Raw genomic sequence first — 17,524 nt, forward strand, 5'->3', positions numbered from 1 at the left:
TCGCCGGGCATGTTCACCGTCCCTCAGCACCGTCGCCACGGACGCCCGTAAAGCTCCCCGCAGCGGGTTCTACGGTGGAATCGGGCGGCCCTTCTTCGCCTGCCGCAGGTAGCGCCGCAGGTTGCGGGAGGTGTCGTCCTCGGGGCGCCCCTCGATGCGGCGGACTTCCAGAAGCCGGGTGTAGAGGCCTGCGGCCCGCCCCGTGTTGCCGACGGTGTGGTGAGCCACCGCCAGGGAGGTCAGGGCCAGGTTGCTGCGGGGGTCCGTCGGAGGACGGTCGGCGATGCATCGTTCGTAGAGGGGGATGGCCTCGTGGTGCCGACCGACGTACGCGTACGCCTCGCCCAGGCCGAACCGTGCACGCCAGGTATCCGGGGCGTCCTCCCCCAGGGTTGCCGCCAGGTGGGGCAGGGCCGCTGCGTACAGGGAGATCGCCCGGTCGTACTGCCGGATCTGCACGTACACGTCCGCGAGCAGAACGCGTCCCATGAGCGTCCGCTGGTGCAGGGCGCCCAGTGTGGCGGCGTTGTACGGGTCGTTCTCCACGAGCAGGGCGACCGCTGTCGCGTAGTCCCCCGCATGGAAGCGGTTCTGGGCGAGCAGATGGCGGGACCCGGTGACTCCGGGGTCATCCGGGCCGAAATGGCGCGTGCCCTCGCGGATCGACTGCCGCCACAGCGGCTCGGCCGCCTCCCATTCGCCCGCCGTGTCCAGAGCCGCGGCCTGCTCGAAGAGGGCCTCCAGCCGACGGATCACGCCGTCGTCGGGCCGGGGCGGTGCCGGGGCTTCGCTCGTCCGCGAGCCGGTTGGTGCAGGAGGTGCAGGAGGTGCCGGAGGCCGAGGAGGGACAGGCGGTGCGGGCGGCGCAGCGGGAACGGGCGCGACCGGGGCCGCCTGCGGGCCGGTGCGGACCTCGTCGAGCATCTCCCTTGCGCGGCGGGTCCGTTCATGGTCGGGGCCCAGCGTCCGGTGGCAGTCGGCGACGAGGGACTCGGCCGCTTCCCGCGCCCGGCCGGTGCGTTCGGTCACCGAGAGGGCCATGACGAGTGACTCGCGAGTGTCCAGCGTGTCCGCATCATCGGCGCCCAGGGCCGCCGCCTGCTCGGCCACGGTCTCCTCAAGCACCCGTATCCCCGCGTCGGCATCGTCCGCGGCCACCAGCCCCGCGCCCAGCATGCTCTTGGCGTCCAGGGTGGTGCGGTGCCCATGTCCCAGCCCGGCGGCCAGCCCGGCGTGCGCCCGACGCTGCTCCGCCAGGCCCCGCCGCAGGTCGCCGGAGGCCAGCAGCGCGCCGGCCAGCCGCTGCCGCCGGAAGAGCGTGTCAGGGTGGTCGGCGCCGAGGACGCGCTCACTGTCCGTGACAACACCGTCCAGCAGGGCCGTGCTCCCGGCCATGTCGTCGGCCTGCCGGGCGAAGGCGAGATCGGTGCGGACCACGAGGGTCTCCGGGTCGTCGGGCCCCTTGAACTCGGTCACGTCGCGGACGAGTTGCTCGCGGACCCGGACCGCCTCGGCCACGTCTCCGAGCGCCGTCCGGACATCGGCCAGGTGGCGCACGCACACGATCGTTGCCAAGTCGGCGGGGCCGCGCACCCGCCGCCAGGCGGCGGCGTTGGTCTCCAGCACCTCGGCGGCGGCGTGGAGGTCGCCGAGCGTGTCGTAGGCGCGGGCCAGGTCGTCCCTGGCCCACAGGACGTCCTTGTGGTCCGGGCCGAGCTTGCGCAGGAAGGCGTCGAGCACAACCCGGTGCATGGACAGGGGCTGTTCAGTGCGGTCACCGTCGAGCAGCCGGGCCTTGGCAAGGTTCGCCAAGGCACGCAGCGTCCGCTCGGAGTCCTGACCCTCGGCTTTGTCCCACGCGCCGAGCACCCGCAGGCGCATGGTGACGAGGTCGGCGGTTCGCCCGGCCTCTTCATAGGCCCGCGCCAGCTCCTGTTCGGCCATGAAGGCGGGCGCGCTCACGATCCCGAAGTGGCCGTAGGCGTCGGCCCACGCCTTCTCCAGCAGGGGAACGGACCGGGCCACGTCGCCCTGTTCGGTCAGATAGGCCCCCGCGGAGTTGAGTATGCTCACGAAGGCTTCCCCGGACGGGCTCGGCGCGTTGCGCTGAAGCGCCTCGACGTGCGGCAACAGCGCCCGCCACCGCGGCCACGTCTCCGGCTCCGTGGTGCCCGGCAGCAACAAGCCCAAGGCCGCACCGCAGGAGAAGAACCCCTCGTTCAGCGGCTCCTCGCCCCGGCGGGTGGCCCGGGTGCGGGTGCGGTACCAGTGCTGGAGCAGCGGATGCACGGAGATCGTCTCCGGTCCGAGATCGATCAGTCCGTGCGCGGCCAGCGCGCCGAGGGCGGGATCGACGGCCTCGGCCGGCACGGCAAACCTGACCAACTCCCGGGGAATCGCTTCGGGGGCGAGCCAGGAGAGGAACGCCAGCATGTCCGTCGCCCCCGGCACGTCCGAGACCCGCTCGGTGGCCATCCGCCAGATGGCGACGAGACTGCGGTCGTCGGACGCTCCTTCCGCCGGGGCGCGATAGGCCGTCCTGGGCTCGGAACGCAGCGTCCGCAGGTATGCGGCCGGCGCGAGCCTGCTCTCCCTGAGGAACGCGCCCGCCTGCGCGACAGCCAACGGCAGGTACCCCAACGCGTGGCAGATATCCGTCAGTTCGCCTGCCGCTGCCGTCGGCCCTCCGCGGTGCAGGTAGGTGCTGAGCAGCGTCTCCGCAGTTTCGGCCGGGAACGCGCCGAGTTCGGAGAAGTCCCCGAGCCGCGCCGCCAGCGACCGATCGTTCGTGGTCAGCAGGCACGCCCCGCCCGGGGCCCTGGCCAGCAACTCGCCGACGTACCCGAGGTCGGTGACCTGGTCGAGCACGAGCAGCCAGCCGTCGTGTGCACTCAGCCAGTTGAGCGCCCGCTCCCGCAGCAGCGGGGACGGTAACTCGGCCAGCTGCGGTTCGAGGGCGAGCGTGATGCGGCTCAGGCCGTCGTCCACCGCACCGGCGCTGTCCGCGTGCAGCCAGCAGACCTGAGCGTAGGCCGCGCCGCGGATGGTCGCGTAACGCGCGGCAAGGGTTGTCTTGCCGACCCCGTCGAGACCGAACAGCGTGTGCAGCCGCCGGCCGACTGACGCGGTGCCGGTGAGCGCCGCATCGAGCGTGGCCAGCTCCGCCTCGCGGCCGACGAACAGCGAAGCCGCGAGCGGCGGTCGGCCGATGATGCCGCCCACCGGCGGCACCTCGGCCGGAGGCCGGAGCAACTCGGAGGGGACAACGGTCATCCGCTCGGCGCGGTAGAGCATATTGATGGCGCCGTCGCCGGTGGAGACGATCCCCTCGTTCCACCCGATGTGCAACGGCTCGGGCATCAGCGCTGCTGCCGGAAGACGTTGTGGGCGCCGTCGCCGGTGGAGACGATCCCCTCGTTGTGGCCGACCGCAACGGCCCTGTCCCCGGTGGCGGACGCGGCGTCGCCCTTCGGCAGCAGGGCGGCGAACTCGCGCCGCAGATCCTCGTCGTCCCGCAGCAGCTTGCGCAACTCAAGGCGCAGCGCCGCCTGCTCGTCCTCGCCGCCCTCACCCTCGGCCAGGTCGGTCACGGCCCGCGCCAGGCCGTCGGCGTCGTCGGGCCGATGGCCCGTCAGCCAGGCCAGCAGTCGTTGCCCCAGACGCACCGTGTGGGGCGCGGCACTGTCCTCGGCACGGCGCAGCACATCCGCCCCGTACTGCGAAACGGCCGCGGAAATCGCCGGTACGGCCTGGGCGAGCAACGGCTCAAGCTCCATGATGAGTCCCCCTCGTCCCTCTCATCATTGCCGACCGGGACGAGGGGCGACAACCTTTCGGCCGTCTCCGTCAGGATTCCCCGACGCGAGGCTCCAGCGCGGCGACGAACGCCCGCCAGCCGGCGGCCGGGAAAGCCAGCGCGGGCCCGTCGGGGTTCTTGCTGTCCCGCACCGGAACGGCGCCGGTGAACGCCGCAGTTCCCGGGGCCCATTCAATGCACTGCCCGCCGTTGCCGCTGTACGAACTCTTGATCCATGTTGAGGAAGTGGTGATGCGGGGGGTCATCGAAGCTCCTTCGAAACGGTACGGATGAACGCCAGCGAGTCTTCGGGGGCTGCCGCGTGCGCGCGCAACCGCTCGTGCACCTCGGCGGCGTTGCTCACTGTCGTGTCGATCTGAGTCAGACGGCCTCCGGTAGGACCATCGCTCCACAGCGTATCCGGGCTTCTGTCCGCGAAGGTGAGCACGGTGAACGCGGGTGAGTGCGCAGCTGCCGCACCTGCGGTGAACGGCATGATCTGCACGTCGATCGTGGGGCTCTGCGCGATGTCGATGAGGTGGTCGAGCTGTGCGGCCATCACCTGCGGTCCTCCCACGACTGACCGGACACACGCTTCGTGAATGACTGCCCAAAGTCTCGGCCCGGCATCCCCGCCGAATGCCTCCCGCGGACGGCGCATCCTACCTTTCACCATTCCTTCGATCGTGTCGGCGCTCTCGTGCGGATTACCTGCACGCAGAATCGCGCGTGCGTAATCCTCCGTCTGCAACAGGCCGATGAAGCAGTGCACCGACCAGTCGAAGATCCGGTGCGCCTTGGGCTCCAGTTTCAGGTAGGGCACGAACCATGAAGGCGCCTCCGTCTCGTTGATCCTGCGCCGTAGACGAGTGAACAGTCCGCCTGTACCGAACACCACGTCGCAGCGCTCGGCGAAGGACACGGACGGCATCAGAACGCCGTTCTCCACCTTGCTGACGTAGGCAATGGAGTACCCGGTGCCGTTCGCCAGGTGACGCTGACTCTGCTTGCGCCCCTCCCGGGCGGCTCTGACCTCGAATTTGAAGTGGCCCAGCGGGCTCAACTGCTCGTTACGCTCCGCTTCTTCCATGCTGTCACCTGCCAACTCGCCAATGAGCTCCGGTACATGCATTGAGCATCAGCCACTCAACGGTGCCTCACCATAGCGGAACGGTGTTGCCTGGTAGCGGACAGTGCACGGAGGGGGTGCCTGCCCGGAGGGGGATAACTCACGGCTTTCGAACGGCAGGTGGCACCCCATGACCGATACGCAGTCCGAGCCGGCCGCGGAGGAAAACCCCGTACCCGCGGGGGAGTTGCCTACGCCGCCGCCCGATGAACTGGCGCTGCGGACCGCGGAGCTGCTCCGCGAAGCGGAGGCTCTTGCCGCGGCCATTCGCGAACACCTGAAAGGGTGATAGGCAGATGTACAGCAAAATTCACCAGATGAAACACGGTGCGGGCGTGCAGGTGGCCGTCGAGGTCAACGCCGCCACCGTGCGCCGTGGCGATCAGCTCATGATCGGCGGGCAGGTCTACACCATCAGTGATCTCACCAGCATGCAGCGCGGCGTGAAGCGCCTGCACTTCACCTCCGGTGAGACCTTCACCCTCCACCCCGCCACGGTCCTGTGGGCCGCCCGCCGCACCGACCCGCGCAGGGCCGCCCGGCGTCTGTAGGAGAGGCCCTCTCGGTTACCTGGCCCGCCACAGATCGCGGAGCAGCGCGATCTCGGCCATGTGGTGGATGAATTCGAGGTTGGCTCCCCACACCACGCTGATGAACGGTTCGTCGGGGGCCGAGCTGTACGGGTACTGCGAGAAGCCGACCGTGTCCAACTGCTCCTCGGTGACCGCCCCGACGCTGTCGCGCCAGCAGTCGATCAGCGGCCAGAACCGTTCGAGTGCCAAGGCGGCGGTGGGGGTGAAGTCGACCAACTGCTTCGGCTCCCGCCGCCGTTCACCGAAGGTCCATTCCCAGTCGCCCGCGAAGTGGAAGTGCAGGTGCGCCAGTCGCCACGCGATGGTCGTGATCGGTGCTTGGTCGGGCTCCGGCTCACCGGTGTGGGCGAGGACCTCCTCGACCCGCTCCTCACTCACGCTCCAGTCGTCGGCGATCTTGGCGATGCTCATGCCGCCGGCGGCCTGCCGGGCGACCTCCGCGTACTCGTTCGACGGAATGTCGGGTGCGCCGAGGTCGAGCACCCACTCGCCGGGCCCGAACGCCCTGGGCGTCGTCGCCTCGCCCCGGCGCCGGATCGACCAGCAACCGGGCACCGGCTCCCACAGGTACTCCTCGTCCCCGAGCCCCGCCAGCCGCACCTCGGCCATCTCCCTGGCCTTGTCGAACTGGTCGAGCAGCAGGCCCAAACGGTCGGTCCTTATGCCTTCGGTCTCCATGCCCCGTCCCCCTTCAGCGCTCAGCTGGAAGGTAACGGCTCCCCCCGCGGCGCGCGACCGGATTTTTCGAAGTGCTGCGGAGCGGCGGTACGTACGTCGTGGACGAGATCGACACCGGCCTCCACCCCCGCCTCACCGCTCGGCTCATCTCGGGCGGCGTGCTCTCGCCGGCCAGGTCACCAGGAAGCCGGGGGCCTTTGTCGCGCGAAGACGCGAAGGCCGCTGAGCGGAACCTTCAGCCGGCGAACGGTGCCAGGGTGCGGGCGAGTGATTCTTCGCCGATCAGGCCGAAGTGGTCGAGTTTGGTGAGTTCGGCGGAGATGTGGTCCGTGCCGCCGTATTGCCGCATGGCCGCCTCGATGGCGGGCAGGTGTTCGTCGTACGGTGCGGAAAGAACGATCCGCACCTGGTCGGCCACCCGGGCCACGTGGCCCAGGCGTTCCGTCAACTGCTCGTATCCGGAAGGATTCCAGTAGGAGAGCATGTCCCGGGACAGCTGAGAGATCTGGCCGAAATCCTTGGGTGCGAGTTTCGGCAGATAGCGGCACAGGGCGCGGAATTCTCCCTCGTCCGCCGCGGAGGCAATGAGCTGCTTGAAAACCGGGAGCGGGTGGCGGGGGTCCGCGTCCGCGAAGAGGCGGGAAATGCTCATCGTCGACTGGTTGACGTTGGGGTCGAGCAGCACGGCCGCGTGGACCGGCGGTGCCGTGCGCTGTTCGCTCCGCCAGTGCTCGGCCAGTTGCAGGACGAGGTCGGCGCCGAGGGAGAAACCGGCGATCACGATCCTTTTGCGGGCGTTCTCCCGGCGGACCTCCGCCACGGCCCCCGCGACCATCCGGATGTGCGAGGAGAGCGGCACCGGTGGGAGGCCGCGCACGCCGTCCGGCTCGTAGCCGCGCAGGGTGAGCGCGATGCTGTGGCTGTCGTGTCGCCTGAGATAGTCGAGGTAGTCCGTGGCGTCGAGTCCGAGACCGTGCAGGAAGATTGTCACCGTTCCGGAGTCGGCTTTTCGTTCCAGGCAGCTCAACCCGTGCAACGTTCGCTCGTCGATCACATGATCGGAGCCCAACGCGGAAGTCATCAAGGCCATCCCTCGGCAGACGCGTGCGGCAGGTAGGCCAACGACTCTAGAGCAATGCCGCCCGGCATGCGCTGGAGAGAACGGAATCGGCACGATCAGACGTCGCCGAACGCAGAGGCGTACGACCGCACTGGACATCGCTGCGAATCTTCTGCTGTAATCGGATGATAGCTGTTCGATCAGCTCCTTGTCGAAACAGAAGCATTCGGTTCCGGCCACACCGGGGATCCTGGGCGGGGGAGCGTGTTTCTTGGGTAGCACCTTGAACGAGTCGGAAGCCAGGGACCTGATCTTTTCCCACGCCTTCTCACGCGACTGCGCCGGAAGAGTCGGGGTGGAACTCGAGTGGCTGGTCGATGTGGACGGCGGCGGCACCGGAGAGCGTTCACGGGCGGGGCTGACGGAGTCGGTGTCGCTGCTGGCGCGCCGTGCCGGAGCGCGGCTGGCCGGTGACAGCCTCGTCTCCCTGGAGCCCGGTGGGCAGCTGGAGTTGAGCACCCGGCCGGCCGGATCGCTGAGCGCATGCGTCGACCGGGCGGCCTCGGACCTCGCGACGCTGCGCGCGCTCGCCACCGCACAGGGACTGGTCCTGCGGGGAGCGGGCCTGGACGACCGGCCCCCGCGTCTGCGGATCGCGCATCCCCGGTACCTGGCGCTCGACCAGTACTACCGCCAAGTCGGCGGCCAGGGCCGCGCCTTGCTGTGCAGTACGGCGTCGGTGCAGATCAATGTGGACGCGGGTGACCACTCGTCCGGCTGGCGGGGCCGCAACCGTCGCTGGGCCCTGGTCAACGTCCTCGGACCGGTGTTCATGGCGATGTTCGCCAACTCGCCCACCAATGTCCGGGGCAGGCAGGTCCGTTCCGGTCGGCAAGTGCTGAGGCTCGCCACCGATCCGGCCCGCAGCGGCCCCTTGCCGCCGAGTGACGACCCGAGGTCTCTGTGGGCGGAGCACGCGCTCGGCACCCGCGTGGTCGCGGTGCGGTCCCTGGAGGACGGAGCCTGGGAGGTGCCGTGCGGCCGGCTCACCCTGCGGCGCTGGCTACGGGGCGGCGGGCCGCGGCCCGTTCAGGCGTCCGATGTGCGGGCCCACCTCAAGTCGCTGGTCACGCCGGTCCGTGCCTGCGGGCATCTCGAACTGCGGATGATCGACGCCCAGGGTGGCGACGACTGGGTCGTGCCGCTCGCCGTGGTCGCCGTGCTGCTCGACGACGCGCAGTCCTCGGACGCCGTCTGGCGCCTGCTGGGTGCGTCCGCAGTGGCGTCCGGGCGCACGGGCTGGAGGCGGGCGGCGGAGACCGGGCTGTCCGACCCCGCACTCGCCATGGTGGCAAGAACGGTCATGCATATCGCCCTGGAAGGACTGCCGCGGCTCGGCGTTCCCTCCTGGGCCCTCGACGCGGTCGAGCGTTACGCGGACGCCTACACCCTGCGTGGACTATCGCCCGCCGACCGCCGCCCGGCCGGGTCGGCGGCCGTCGCCTGACGCCTTCGCCGTCTGTACGAGTACGGGACGAGTACGCGCACGAGTACGCGCACGAGAAAGGGGCGCCGGATGATGCTCGACCGCAGGGACGTGCTGCTGCGGACGTTGACCGATATGCAGCGCCACCAGCAGGGCAATCACGGCTGGGCGGTGCTCCACGAGTCGATGGCACTTCTGGCCGGTGCGGGCTCCGGCTCGCCCATGGACGCGGTGCTCGGCTCCGTATGGCAGTCGAGGCCGCGGATGAGCGAGGCACATCTGATCACTCTCCTGGGCATTGCCCTGCGCACCGTCGCCGAACGGCAGCCCCGGGCCGCGGCGCTCTTCCGGCCGGAACAGCCGGCCGCCGAGCGCGCCCGCCTGCTCGCGGAGGTCCTGGACAGCCATGGCGAGGAGATCATCGCCGTCATCTCCGAACGCTCCAACTCCTTCACGGGAGCTCGCCGTTTTCTCGTGCCGCAGCTCGTCCTGGGGGCCTACGCGGCGCATCAGCGGATCGGCAGCGTGCGCCTGCTCGACATCGGGACCAGCATCGGACTGCTGCCCCGCCAGCTGAACAACCGCACGGTATTCGAACGGTTCGCGCCCGACCTGGAGTGGTACCCGCGGGCGCCGTCCTTCCGGCACATCCCGCTGACCGCACGGTTCGGCGTCGACGCCCCGCCGCTGCCGACCCTGGAGTGGGTGCGCGGCTGTCACGGGCCGTCCGCGTACTACAACGAGCGCCTTTCCGAAGTCGAGTGGTCTCTGGCACAGACGGAAGCCGCCGCTGCCGATCTGCGCATCCTGCCGCTCGACATCCTCAACCTTCCGGCGCTCGGCCGGTTCCTGCGCGCCCACCGCATCAACGTGGCCACCTGCAATTTCGTGCTCTACCAGTACGACGGGCCGACCAGGGAGCAGGTCATCGCCGCGATCACGAGGAACCTGGCATGGCCCGGACTCCTGCTCAGCATGGAGCCGGGCCACGAACTGCGGCGCATGGGCGCCCGCGTGCGCGCCCACCTGCCGGGCAGGGCCGACGCGCTGCACGTCGCGGACGTTTCCGACGCGCATTTCGTCGGGCGCGTGACGACCGGGCCGGGATTCGCGGAGCTGACCGGTGCGGATCGGGCTCCGTGATGCTGCTGACGTTGACCGGCACCCGGCGGCTCGTCTCCTTCTTTTCCCGGCACCGGGTCCTCATCGCCGGAGCCGGTGGCCTGGCCGGCATTCTCATAGGCATCTACAGCGACGAGGCCCGCAACGTGATCCAGTGGACGTGGGACCACATGAAGACGGGGGGCGCTCTGATCGTCCTTGCCTCCGTGGGCGCGTTCTCGGCGGCTTGGTGGGGGCGTGGAAAAATGGAGCGCCGCTGGGAATCCGAGCGGGAAACGGTGGCGAGGTCCTTCGACGTCCATGCGGATGACTTCGACGAAGGACTGCCGTCCGACCACGCGGTCATCGGCAGGGAATTGCGGTACATCGAACGCCGTACCCCGTCTTCGCACCTGGTCGTCCTGCTCCACGGTCTCGGGCTCGACTCGGGCGACTTCCGCCCTTTCATGAACGTCGCGTCCCAGCACACCGTGGGCATCACCGCGTTCGGGCACAACACCGACGAGGCCAGGGACAGCCGTTACCGTGCCATCGGGCTGGCCACCCATGCCGCTCTCATCAACGGTGCCATCAACAAGCTGTGCCGGGAGTACCCGCACAAGAAGCTCACGCTCGTGGGATTTTCTGTCGGTGCCGACATGCTGTTCCGGCTCGCCGAACTCTGGGCGGATCACCCCGGCCGGAAGCCGGATGTTTCCTCCGCTCTGCTCCTCGATCCCAACATCAATCACTCCACGATGATCATCACGGGCAGTGTGGCGCACCTCAATCCCGACGAACCGCTCGCCGAACTGAAACGCATCGCCGAAATACCCCGCTCCACCATCGAGTTCCAGAACGTCTGTGAATACCTGCACAAGATCACCGGTAAGGACCTCCGCCAGGTCCAGCGCTACGCACACGATCTGTGGAACTACTGGGAGCCTGCCGGACAGTACGACCTGTTCTTCCAGCGTTTCGAGCGGCTCCAGGCGGCATGCGGAACGGTGCAGGTACGCTTCTCCACCCATTTCGAGGAGCATTTCAACGAGGTCGTCGCGCTGGCCCGGCGGGCAGGTATCCGCGGCGTCTTCGACCTGCGGCGCGTGGACCACTTCGAACTGTGCCGGGACACGTTCCTCAAGGGCGAGGTCGACGCGCTCACCCCGCGGCGGTGAGGGCCCCCGGGCTCCCCGGCCCTGGAATCAGGCGGCGGCCGGGGCCGGTCCGGTGGATTCGCGGGGGACCAGGTGCGGGGGGTGGATCGTCGGCGGGTCCTGGGCGTGGGGGACGTTGAGCAGGGTGAACATGGCGGCTGCCGCGGCGCGGCCCAGCTGGACGAGGTCCTGGGCGATCGTCGTCAGGCGCGGGTAGACCAGCTCGCCGAGCGGCAGGTCGTCGTAGCCGATCACCGACAGGTCGCCCGGTACGTCGTAGCCGAGACGGCGGGCCGCGTTCATGCCGGCCACCGCCATCGTGTCGTTCGCGAACAGGACCGCCGTCGGGCGTTCCGCGGCGTCGGCCGCGAGCAGTTCGCGCATGGCGGCGACCGCGCCCTGGGCGGTGAAGTCCGAGGTCAGGGTGCGGCCGGGGCGCAGGCCGTGCTCGGCCAGTGCCGTTTCGAAGACCTGCCGCCTGAAGACGGTGTGCACCCGGTCCTGCGGGCCCGACACGTACGCGATGCGCCGGTGGCCGAGGCCGAGGAGGTGGTCCACCGCGGCGCGCACGCCCGCGTCCTGGCCGCTGGCCCGGACGGCGGGGACCGGGTCCTCCCGCCAGGGCGCGCCGACCAGCACCGCGGGCAGCCGCAGGTGGCGCAGCAGCTCGAACCGCGGGTCGCCGATGCGGCTCTCGGTGAGGATCACCCCGTCGACGCGCCGCTCCTCGGCCAGCCGCCGGTAGGCCCGTTCCTCCGCGCCCGGCTCCTCGCCGACGATGTGCAGCAGCAGGCCGTAGTCGGCGGGCGCCAGTTCGCGCTCTATGCCGGAGATCAGCAGCGTGAAGTGCGGGTCGGTGGCGAGCACGTCGGGGGAGCGCCCGGCGACCATGCCGACCGCCCGCGTGCGCGCCCCGCGCAGGGCGACGGCCGTGGCCGAGGGGGACCACCTGAGCTTGGCGGCGGCGTCGAGCACGCGCTGTCTGGTGGGCGCGGAAATGCCGTCACGGCCGTTCATGACCTTGGACACCGCCGACACCGAGACGCCCGCCAGCGCGGCCACGTCGGCGATGGTGGGCTTGGCGGAACGCCGCCGGTCCGTCCGTCCCGTCCGTCCCGTCACGTGAGCACTCCCTCAGACCTTGGTTTCTTCCCTGCGGAGCCGGAGGAACGCGTGCGCGACGCGGGCGGGAATGAGGGACACCACCGTACCAGCGGCGGCGAGCACGGGAGTTGGTCCGTGCCGTACATCGTCCGCGTCCGCGTCCGCGACCTTCGAGGTGAAACGTTGCACCGCACCGGACGAGGGGGGACGGTAGCGCACTAATTCCGTCGGATCAACGGGTCGACAGAGGATAGGTAAAACGATATACCTGTGCGGGGCGTCCCGTGGAACCGCGCGGACGGCGGCGGGACTCGGACATCGGCCGGAAAGGGAACGGACCCAATCGATGAGGCGCAACGCGGCGAAGCTCGGCGACGGCACGCTCTGGGTGGGGGTGAACTACTGGTCCCGCACCGGCGGCCCGCTGATGTGGCGCGACTACCGGACCGACGTCATCGACGAGGAACTGCGCACCATGCGTGACCACGGGATCACGCTCACCCGCTCGTTCTTCTACTGGCCGGACTTCATGCCGGCCGAGAACACCCTCGATCCCCAACTCGTCGCCCACTACGACGACTTCCTCGACCGCCACCAAGCGCTCGGCATGAACACCATCCCGACGTTCATCGTCGGCCACATGTCCGGGCAGAACTGGGACCCGGCCTGGCGCAACGGGCGCGACATCTTCGCCGACCCGTCGTTCGTCGCCCAGCAGGAGTGGTACGTCCGCACGCTCGGCGCCCGCTGGAAGGACCACCCGGCCATCGCCGGCTGGCTGCTCACCAACGAAATCCCGATCTACGGCCACTGGCAGTCCCGCGGCATCGGCACCATTGACGCCGACGCCGTCACCGCCTGGGCGAAGACGCTGATCGACGCCCTGCGCGCGGTGGGCGCCCACCAGCCCGTCTCGGTCGGCGACGGCGCCTGGGGCGTCGAGATCACCGGCGCGGACAACGGCTTCCGCATCCGCGACCTCGAACCGCTGATCGACTTCCACGGCCCGCACGTCTACCGGATGGAGACGGACGAGGTCCGCCAGCACCTCGGCGCCGCGTTCATCTGCGAGCTGCTCGGACCCATCGGCGGGAAGCCGGTGATCATGGAGGAGTTCGGCCTCACCTCGGACTACGTCTCCGAGGAGAACGCCGCCCACTACTACCGGCAGATCCTGCACAACACGCTGCTCGCCGGGGCCACCGGCTGGATTCCCTGGAACAACACCGACTACGACGAGCTGTGGGCGCAGGAGCCCTACAGCCATCACCCGTTCGAAATGCACTTCGGCCTCACCGACGACAAGGGCCGGCCGAAGGAGCAGCTGCGCGAGGTCAAGCGGTTCACCGAGGTGCTGCGCGCCGTCGACGCGCCGCGGCTGCGCCGCGCGGACACGGAGGTCGCCCTCGTGGTCTCCTCGTTCCTGGAGAAGCCCTACCCGTTCACCCAGCCCGAGGACCACACCAGCGTCTTCGCCCACACCCGGCAGGCGTACGTGGCGGCCCGCGAGGCCGACCTGCCGGTGGGCGTGGCCCGCGAGGCCGACGGGCTGCCCGACGACTGCGCGCTGTACCTGCTGCCCTCCGCCAAGCAGCTCACCGCGCCCGGCTGGCGCCACCTGCTCGGACGGGCCGAGGCCGGGGCGACCGTGTACGCGTCGTACTACGTCGGCGAGCACCACGTGCAGCGCGGCTCGTGGTGGCCGAAGCTGGACGAGACGTTCGGCGTGGTGAAGCAGCTGCGCTACGGGCTCACCGACCCGATCGAGGACGACGAGCTGCGCGTGACGTTCCGGCGCGACTTCGGTGACATCCGCGCGGGCGAGGAGCTGGTGTTCCCCGTCGCGGGCACCGAGCACTCCCGCACCTACCTGCCCGTCGAGCCGAACGGCGCCGAGGTGATCGCCACCGACGCGCACGGGCGGCCCGTTCTGCTGTCCCGTACGTACGGTGCGGGCCGGCTGGTGCTGTGCACCTACCCGGTCGAGCACATGGCCGCCGTCACCCCGCGCGTCAACCCCGAGCCGACCTGGCGGCTGTACGCGGCGCTCGCGGCGGAGGCCGGCGTCACCCCCGACGTCACCGTGGACGACCCGCGCGTGCTGGTGGGGCGCATGGAGCACGAGGACGGGCGCACGTTCGTCTGGTTCGTCAGCCAGCACCCGGAGCCGCTGACCGTCAAGCCGCGGGTCGCCGTCGGCACCCTCAGGGACCTGACCGGACAGCAGTTCCCCGCCGTCGAACTGTTCGCCTACGGTGTCGTCGTCACCGAACTCACCCGAGACTGAGGTAGCCAAGTTGAAGACCGATGCCATGAAGATCGCGTCAGCCGAGGTGATCGTCACCAGTCCCGGGCGCAATTTCGTGACCCTGCGGATCACCACCGCCGACGGCCTCACCGGCCTGGGCGACGCTACGCTGAACGGCCGCGAACTGGCCGTCGCCTCCTACCTGACCGAGCACGTGGCGCCGCTGCTCACCGGCCGCGACGCCGGGCGGATCGAGGACACCTGGCAGTACCTGTACCGCGGCGCGTACTGGCGGCGCGGCCCGGTGACGATGGCCGCGATAGCCGCCGTCGACGTGGCGCTGTGGGACATCAAGGCCAAGGCCGCGGGCATGCCGCTGTACGAGCTGCTCGGCGGCGCCTCGCGCACCGGCGCGCTCGCCTACGGCCACGCCTCGGGCCGGGACGTTCCCGAGCTGCTCGACTCCATCCGCGCGCACCTGGCCGACGGGTACCGCGCGATCCGGGTCCAGACCGGCATCCCCGGCCTCGACTCCGTCTACGGCGTGGCCGCCTCCTCCGCCGGGGGCGGGGAGCGCTACGACTACGAGCCGGCGCGGCGCACGGCCCTGCCGGTCGAGGAAACCTGGGACACCCGCGCCTACCTGCGGCATATCCCCGGCGTGTTCGAGGCGGTGCGCAACGAGTTCGGGCCCGAACTGCCGCTGCTGCACGACGGGCACCACCGGATGACGCCGATCCAGGCGGCGAAGCTGGGCAAGGCGCTCGAACCGTACGACCTGTTCTGGCTGGAGGACGCCACCCCGGGCGAGGACCAGGCGGCGCTGCGGCTGATACGGCAGCACACGACGACGCCGCTGGCGATCGGCGAGGTCTTCAACTCGGCGCACGACTACACGGTGCTGCTGCGGGAGCGTCTGATCGACTACGTGCGCTCGGCCGTCACCCACACCGGCGGCGTCACGGCGATGCGCAAGCTGCTGGACCTGGCCGGCCACTACGGCGCGAAGTCCGGCATGCACGGGCCGACCGACATCTCGCCGGTGGGCATGGCCGCCGCCCTGCACCTGGACCTGGCCATCCACAACTTCGGCATCCAGGAGTACATGCGCCACTCCCCGCGCACCCTGGAGGTCTTCCGCACCAGCTACACCTTCGAGAACGGTCTGCTGCACCCGTCCGACACCCCCGGCCTCGGCGTCCACCTCGACGACGAAGCGGCGGCGGCCCACCCGTACGAGCCCGCCTACCTCCCCGTGAACCGCCTGACCGACGGCACGGTCCACGACTGGTAGCGGGGGAGGGCACTGTCCCGACCAGCCGGGACGGTGATCTTGGTCATCGGCCCGGTTCACGTGTTCTCGAGATCGTCGGCCACGGTGGAGGTGGGGGTGTTGAGGACGGCGTCGAACGCCTCGGTGACGGGGGTGTGCAGGTAGGTGCTCTGAATCCGGATGCGGTCGGGGCCCGGGGCGAGGCCGGCGTCGCCCCTGGCCTCCGGGCGTGCTGCCCGGTGGAGACCGGCGATGCTGAGCCCGAGTTCGGCATCGGCGAAGGCCGCTTCGATGCTTCCCGGCTCGGGCGGTTCCAGCGCGGTGGCGTCGACGGTGAAACCGAAGCGCACGTTCTCGTCGCGGCGCATGTCCGCGGTGTGTCCGGTGGTGCTCGTCACGCAGAGCGCGAAGTACTCGTCGCCGAGCACGCTGTGCAGGTGCTGTCCCATCGGGAGCGTCGTGAGGTGGCCGTCGAAGGAGATCGGTGATTTCTGGATGTGGGCGTTGTGAGCCGCCAGCACGACGCGGGTGCCGGGCTCAAAGCGTTCCAGGTGCCACAGGACCGACCCGGCCATGTACGCGTCCCGGGCCGAAGTATCGGCGGGCAGCCCCTTTCCCGCGAAAAGGCCGGCCATGGCACGGAAGGTGTAGTCGGCGTGGCAGGCACCTTCGAGGCGTCTCAAGGCAATGTCGTAACTCTGCTGATCGCCGCGGGAGACGTACAGCGGCTCGACAGAGCGGAACCGGATGAGCAGGCGCATCAGGACCGCGCTGAGGGCGTCCTGTTCGGTGGCGGCCAGGCGTGCCCACGCCGGTGCGGCCACGGCCCCGGAGTCGCCGGCGAACGATTCGGCAATCCGCATCGCGGTCCGGGCCGCCGGCAGGATCTCGGGATCGACCTGGCGCAGGTAGTCGGCGACCGGGGTCAGTGCGGGGAGCAGGGACCCACCGGCCGCCGGGATATCGATGCCGGCGAAACGCACCGGTGGCGAGGCTGTGCGGTTGTGCCGACGCATCCAGCGCAGCGGCTCGTCGACTCCCACGGGGATCGCCGTGGCGAGGTGGGCCGACAGGTCGTCGTCCGTTCCCTCGCCCTGGGCCCACGCGTCAAGGGCGAAGCCCTCGCTGAAGCCGTACTCGAAAGCCAGGACGGTGAAACCGCAGCGTTCGACCAGGAACCGCAGTATGCGCTCACGCATGAGTGCGAACTCGTTGATGAAGTGGGAATTCTCCCCGAGCGCGACGACGCGGGCTCCGCCGATGATGGTGCGCAGCGGCTCCAGGTCATCGAGCGGCGCCTCACGGTCGAGGTGGGTGAGCGGGACGGCATGGGCGCGAAGCCAGTCGGCGAACGGGTTGTGGTGGGACGAAGCAGGCATGCTGACAGCTCGACTCTCGGTGCTGGAAGGCGGATCGATCGCCGGCACGGGAGCCCACGTGCGCGAAGATCTCCGCAGATCCGGTCGTGCCGGGCCGGGACCGTTCAACGGCCCGTCGCCCCGCGGGGTGGTGGGTCTTGACGTGCCGCGTTCTCCAAGTCGTCGACGCTGCCGGACATGAGCGTGCAAATGTGTTCGGTGATGTGCTGGAGCGGCCAGTCCCACCAGGCCAGGGCCAGGAGACGGTTGACGTCCGCATCGCTGTAGCGGCGGCGGATGAGACGGGCAGGGTTGCCGCCGACGATGCCGCGTTGCGAGTCTCGAAGGCGGTCGGATCATCGGGGTCGTCGTAGTAGGAGAACTCGCCGACCTCGATCAGCGGCGAGGTGACCAGGGGTTTCAGCAGTACCACCCGCGGCTGCTCGGGCATCGGATGGACCACGGTCGGGCGGCGCCGATGGGGACGCCCCGAGGCCTTCCGGAAAGGAAGCGATTCGCGATGCCACCTGTTCCGCCGGCG

At 69.9% G+C, this 17,524-nt stretch carries 16 protein-coding genes and 1 pseudogene; 7 read left to right on the forward strand and 10 right to left on the reverse strand.

What is annotated here, in order from left to right; all coding sequences use genetic code 11:
• Positions 1–69: 69 nt before the first annotated feature.
• The 4 genes from STBA_RS22480 to STBA_RS22495 form a co-directional block, all read right to left on the reverse strand.
• Positions 70–3,360 carry a tetratricopeptide repeat protein gene (locus STBA_RS22480; RefSeq protein ID WP_077060973.1) on the reverse strand — a complete coding sequence of 1,097 codons (3,291 nt, stop codon included), beginning with the start codon at positions 3,358–3,360 and terminating at the stop codon, positions 70–72.
• Entirely contained in the window at positions 3,360–3,776 is a 417-nt protein-coding gene (locus tag STBA_RS22485; protein WP_077060974.1) for a hypothetical protein, read from the reverse strand. Before STBA_RS22485 ends, STBA_RS22480 begins: the two co-directional genes overlap by 1 nt.
• 70 nt (positions 3,777–3,846) lie before the next feature.
• On the reverse strand, positions 3,847–4,062 hold the full coding sequence (locus STBA_RS22490) for a DUF397 domain-containing protein (RefSeq protein ID WP_077060975.1): 216 nt from the start codon (positions 4,060–4,062) through the stop codon (positions 3,847–3,849).
• Positions 4,059–4,886: a helix-turn-helix transcriptional regulator gene (locus STBA_RS22495; protein WP_077063510.1), complete on the reverse strand. Its 828-nt coding sequence runs from the start codon at positions 4,884–4,886 to the stop codon at positions 4,059–4,061. Before STBA_RS22495 ends, STBA_RS22490 begins: the two co-directional genes overlap by 4 nt.
• Before the next feature lie 169 nt (positions 4,887–5,055).
• Between STBA_RS22495 and STBA_RS37935 the strand changes: the two genes are divergently transcribed.
• Positions 5,056–5,214, forward strand: a complete 159-nt coding sequence (locus STBA_RS37935; RefSeq protein WP_171987761.1) for a hypothetical protein — start codon at positions 5,056–5,058, stop codon at positions 5,212–5,214.
• 28 nt (positions 5,215–5,242) lie between these two features.
• On the forward strand, positions 5,243–5,476 hold the full coding sequence (locus STBA_RS22500; protein ID WP_143659552.1) for a hypothetical protein: 234 nt from the start codon (positions 5,243–5,245) through the stop codon (positions 5,474–5,476).
• 15 nt (positions 5,477–5,491) lie between these two features.
• Here the strand turns inward: STBA_RS22500 and STBA_RS22505 are convergent, their stop codons facing one another.
• Together STBA_RS22505 and STBA_RS22510 are read right to left on the reverse strand one after the other, a co-directional pair.
• Positions 5,492–6,196, reverse strand: coding sequence for a DinB family protein (locus STBA_RS22505; RefSeq protein ID WP_077060977.1), 705 nt, complete (start codon positions 6,194–6,196; stop codon positions 5,492–5,494).
• A 235-nt stretch (positions 6,197–6,431) separates the two neighbouring features.
• A complete protein-coding gene (locus tag STBA_RS22510; RefSeq protein WP_171987762.1) occupies positions 6,432–7,277 on the reverse strand; it encodes an alpha/beta hydrolase in 846 nt (281 codons plus the stop codon).
• A 334-nt stretch (positions 7,278–7,611) separates the two neighbouring features.
• On the opposite strand from STBA_RS22510, the gene STBA_RS22515 reads away from it, so the two are divergent.
• The 3 genes from STBA_RS22515 to STBA_RS22525 all read left to right on the forward strand — a co-directional run bounded on the left by STBA_RS22515 (position 7,612) and on the right by STBA_RS22525 (position 11,021).
• A complete protein-coding gene (locus STBA_RS22515; RefSeq protein WP_216355953.1) occupies positions 7,612–8,763 on the forward strand; it encodes a glutamate-cysteine ligase family protein in 1,152 nt (383 codons plus the stop codon).
• A gap of 69 nt (positions 8,764–8,832) precedes the next feature.
• Positions 8,833–9,885 (forward strand): hypothetical protein, encoded by a 1,053-nt coding sequence (locus STBA_RS22520; RefSeq protein WP_077060979.1) that lies wholly within the window; start codon positions 8,833–8,835, stop codon positions 9,883–9,885.
• Entirely contained in the window at positions 9,885–11,021 is a 1,137-nt protein-coding gene (locus STBA_RS22525; protein ID WP_077060980.1) for a hypothetical protein, read from the forward strand. Before STBA_RS22520 ends, STBA_RS22525 begins: the two co-directional genes overlap by 1 nt.
• Positions 11,022–11,048: 27 nt before the next feature.
• On the opposite strand, the gene STBA_RS22530 is transcribed toward STBA_RS22525, so the two are convergent.
• Positions 11,049–12,122: a LacI family DNA-binding transcriptional regulator gene (locus tag STBA_RS22530; protein WP_077060981.1), complete on the reverse strand. Its 1,074-nt coding sequence runs from the start codon at positions 12,120–12,122 to the stop codon at positions 11,049–11,051.
• Positions 12,123–12,134: 12 nt separating this feature from the next.
• Positions 12,135–12,293, reverse strand: coding sequence for a hypothetical protein (locus tag STBA_RS37940; RefSeq protein WP_171987764.1), 159 nt, complete (start codon positions 12,291–12,293; stop codon positions 12,135–12,137).
• A 157-nt stretch (positions 12,294–12,450) separates the two neighbouring features.
• Here STBA_RS37940 and STBA_RS22535 point away from each other — a divergent pair, with 157 nt between their 5' ends.
• Entirely contained in the window at positions 12,451–14,391 is a 1,941-nt protein-coding gene (locus tag STBA_RS22535) for a cellulase family glycosylhydrolase (protein WP_077060982.1), read from the forward strand.
• Positions 14,392–14,416: 25 nt separating this feature from the next.
• Positions 14,417–15,646, forward strand: coding sequence for a D-mannonate dehydratase ManD (manD, locus tag STBA_RS22540; protein WP_077060983.1), 1,230 nt, complete (start codon positions 14,417–14,419; stop codon positions 15,644–15,646).
• Positions 15,647–15,702: 56 nt separating this feature from the next.
• Here the strand turns inward: manD and STBA_RS22545 are convergent, their stop codons facing one another.
• The gene (locus tag STBA_RS22545) at positions 15,703–17,004 is read right to left on the reverse strand and encodes an erythromycin esterase family protein (protein ID WP_077060984.1); all 1,302 of its coding nucleotides are present in this window, start codon (positions 17,002–17,004) and stop codon (positions 15,703–15,705) included.
• A gap of 104 nt (positions 17,005–17,108) precedes the next feature.
• A pseudogene (locus STBA_RS38960) lies at positions 17,109–17,434 on the reverse strand (hypothetical protein).
• Between the last annotated feature and the right edge of the window lie 90 nt (positions 17,435–17,524).

It is taken from the genome of Streptomyces sp. MP131-18, from assembly GCF_001984575.1.
GTDB lineage: Bacteria > Actinomycetota > Actinomycetes > Streptomycetales > Streptomycetaceae > Streptomyces > Streptomyces johnsoniae.

Excerpts from the sequence above, each read along its gene's own strand:
- STBA_RS22525 (WP_077060980.1), top strand. The coding sequence starts at position 9,885 with ATGCTGCTGACGTTGACCGGCACCCGGCGGCTCGTCTCCTTCTTTTCC.
- STBA_RS22480 (WP_077060973.1), bottom strand. The coding sequence starts at position 3,360 with ATGCCCGAGCCGTTGCACATCGGGTGGAACGAGGGGATCGTCTCCACC.
- STBA_RS22500 (WP_143659552.1), top strand. The coding sequence starts at position 5,243 with ATGAAACACGGTGCGGGCGTGCAGGTGGCCGTCGAGGTCAACGCCGCC.
- STBA_RS22495 (WP_077063510.1), bottom strand. The coding sequence starts at position 4,886 with ATGGAAGAAGCGGAGCGTAACGAGCAGTTGAGCCCGCTGGGCCACTTC.
- STBA_RS22535 (WP_077060982.1), top strand. The coding sequence starts at position 12,451 with ATGAGGCGCAACGCGGCGAAGCTCGGCGACGGCACGCTCTGGGTGGGG.
- STBA_RS22490 (WP_077060975.1), bottom strand. The coding sequence starts at position 4,062 with ATGACCCCCCGCATCACCACTTCCTCAACATGGATCAAGAGTTCGTAC.
- STBA_RS22520 (WP_077060979.1), top strand. The coding sequence starts at position 8,833 with ATGATGCTCGACCGCAGGGACGTGCTGCTGCGGACGTTGACCGATATG.
- STBA_RS22485 (WP_077060974.1), bottom strand. The coding sequence starts at position 3,776 with ATGGAGCTTGAGCCGTTGCTCGCCCAGGCCGTACCGGCGATTTCCGCG.
- STBA_RS22545 (WP_077060984.1), bottom strand. The coding sequence starts at position 17,004 with ATGCCTGCTTCGTCCCACCACAACCCGTTCGCCGACTGGCTTCGCGCC.
- manD (WP_077060983.1), top strand. The coding sequence starts at position 14,417 with ATGAAGATCGCGTCAGCCGAGGTGATCGTCACCAGTCCCGGGCGCAAT.
- STBA_RS22510 (WP_171987762.1), bottom strand. The coding sequence starts at position 7,277 with ATGACTTCCGCGTTGGGCTCCGATCATGTGATCGACGAGCGAACGTTG.
- STBA_RS37935 (WP_171987761.1), top strand. The coding sequence starts at position 5,056 with ATGACCGATACGCAGTCCGAGCCGGCCGCGGAGGAAAACCCCGTACCC.
- STBA_RS22505 (WP_077060977.1), bottom strand. The coding sequence starts at position 6,196 with ATGGAGACCGAAGGCATAAGGACCGACCGTTTGGGCCTGCTGCTCGAC.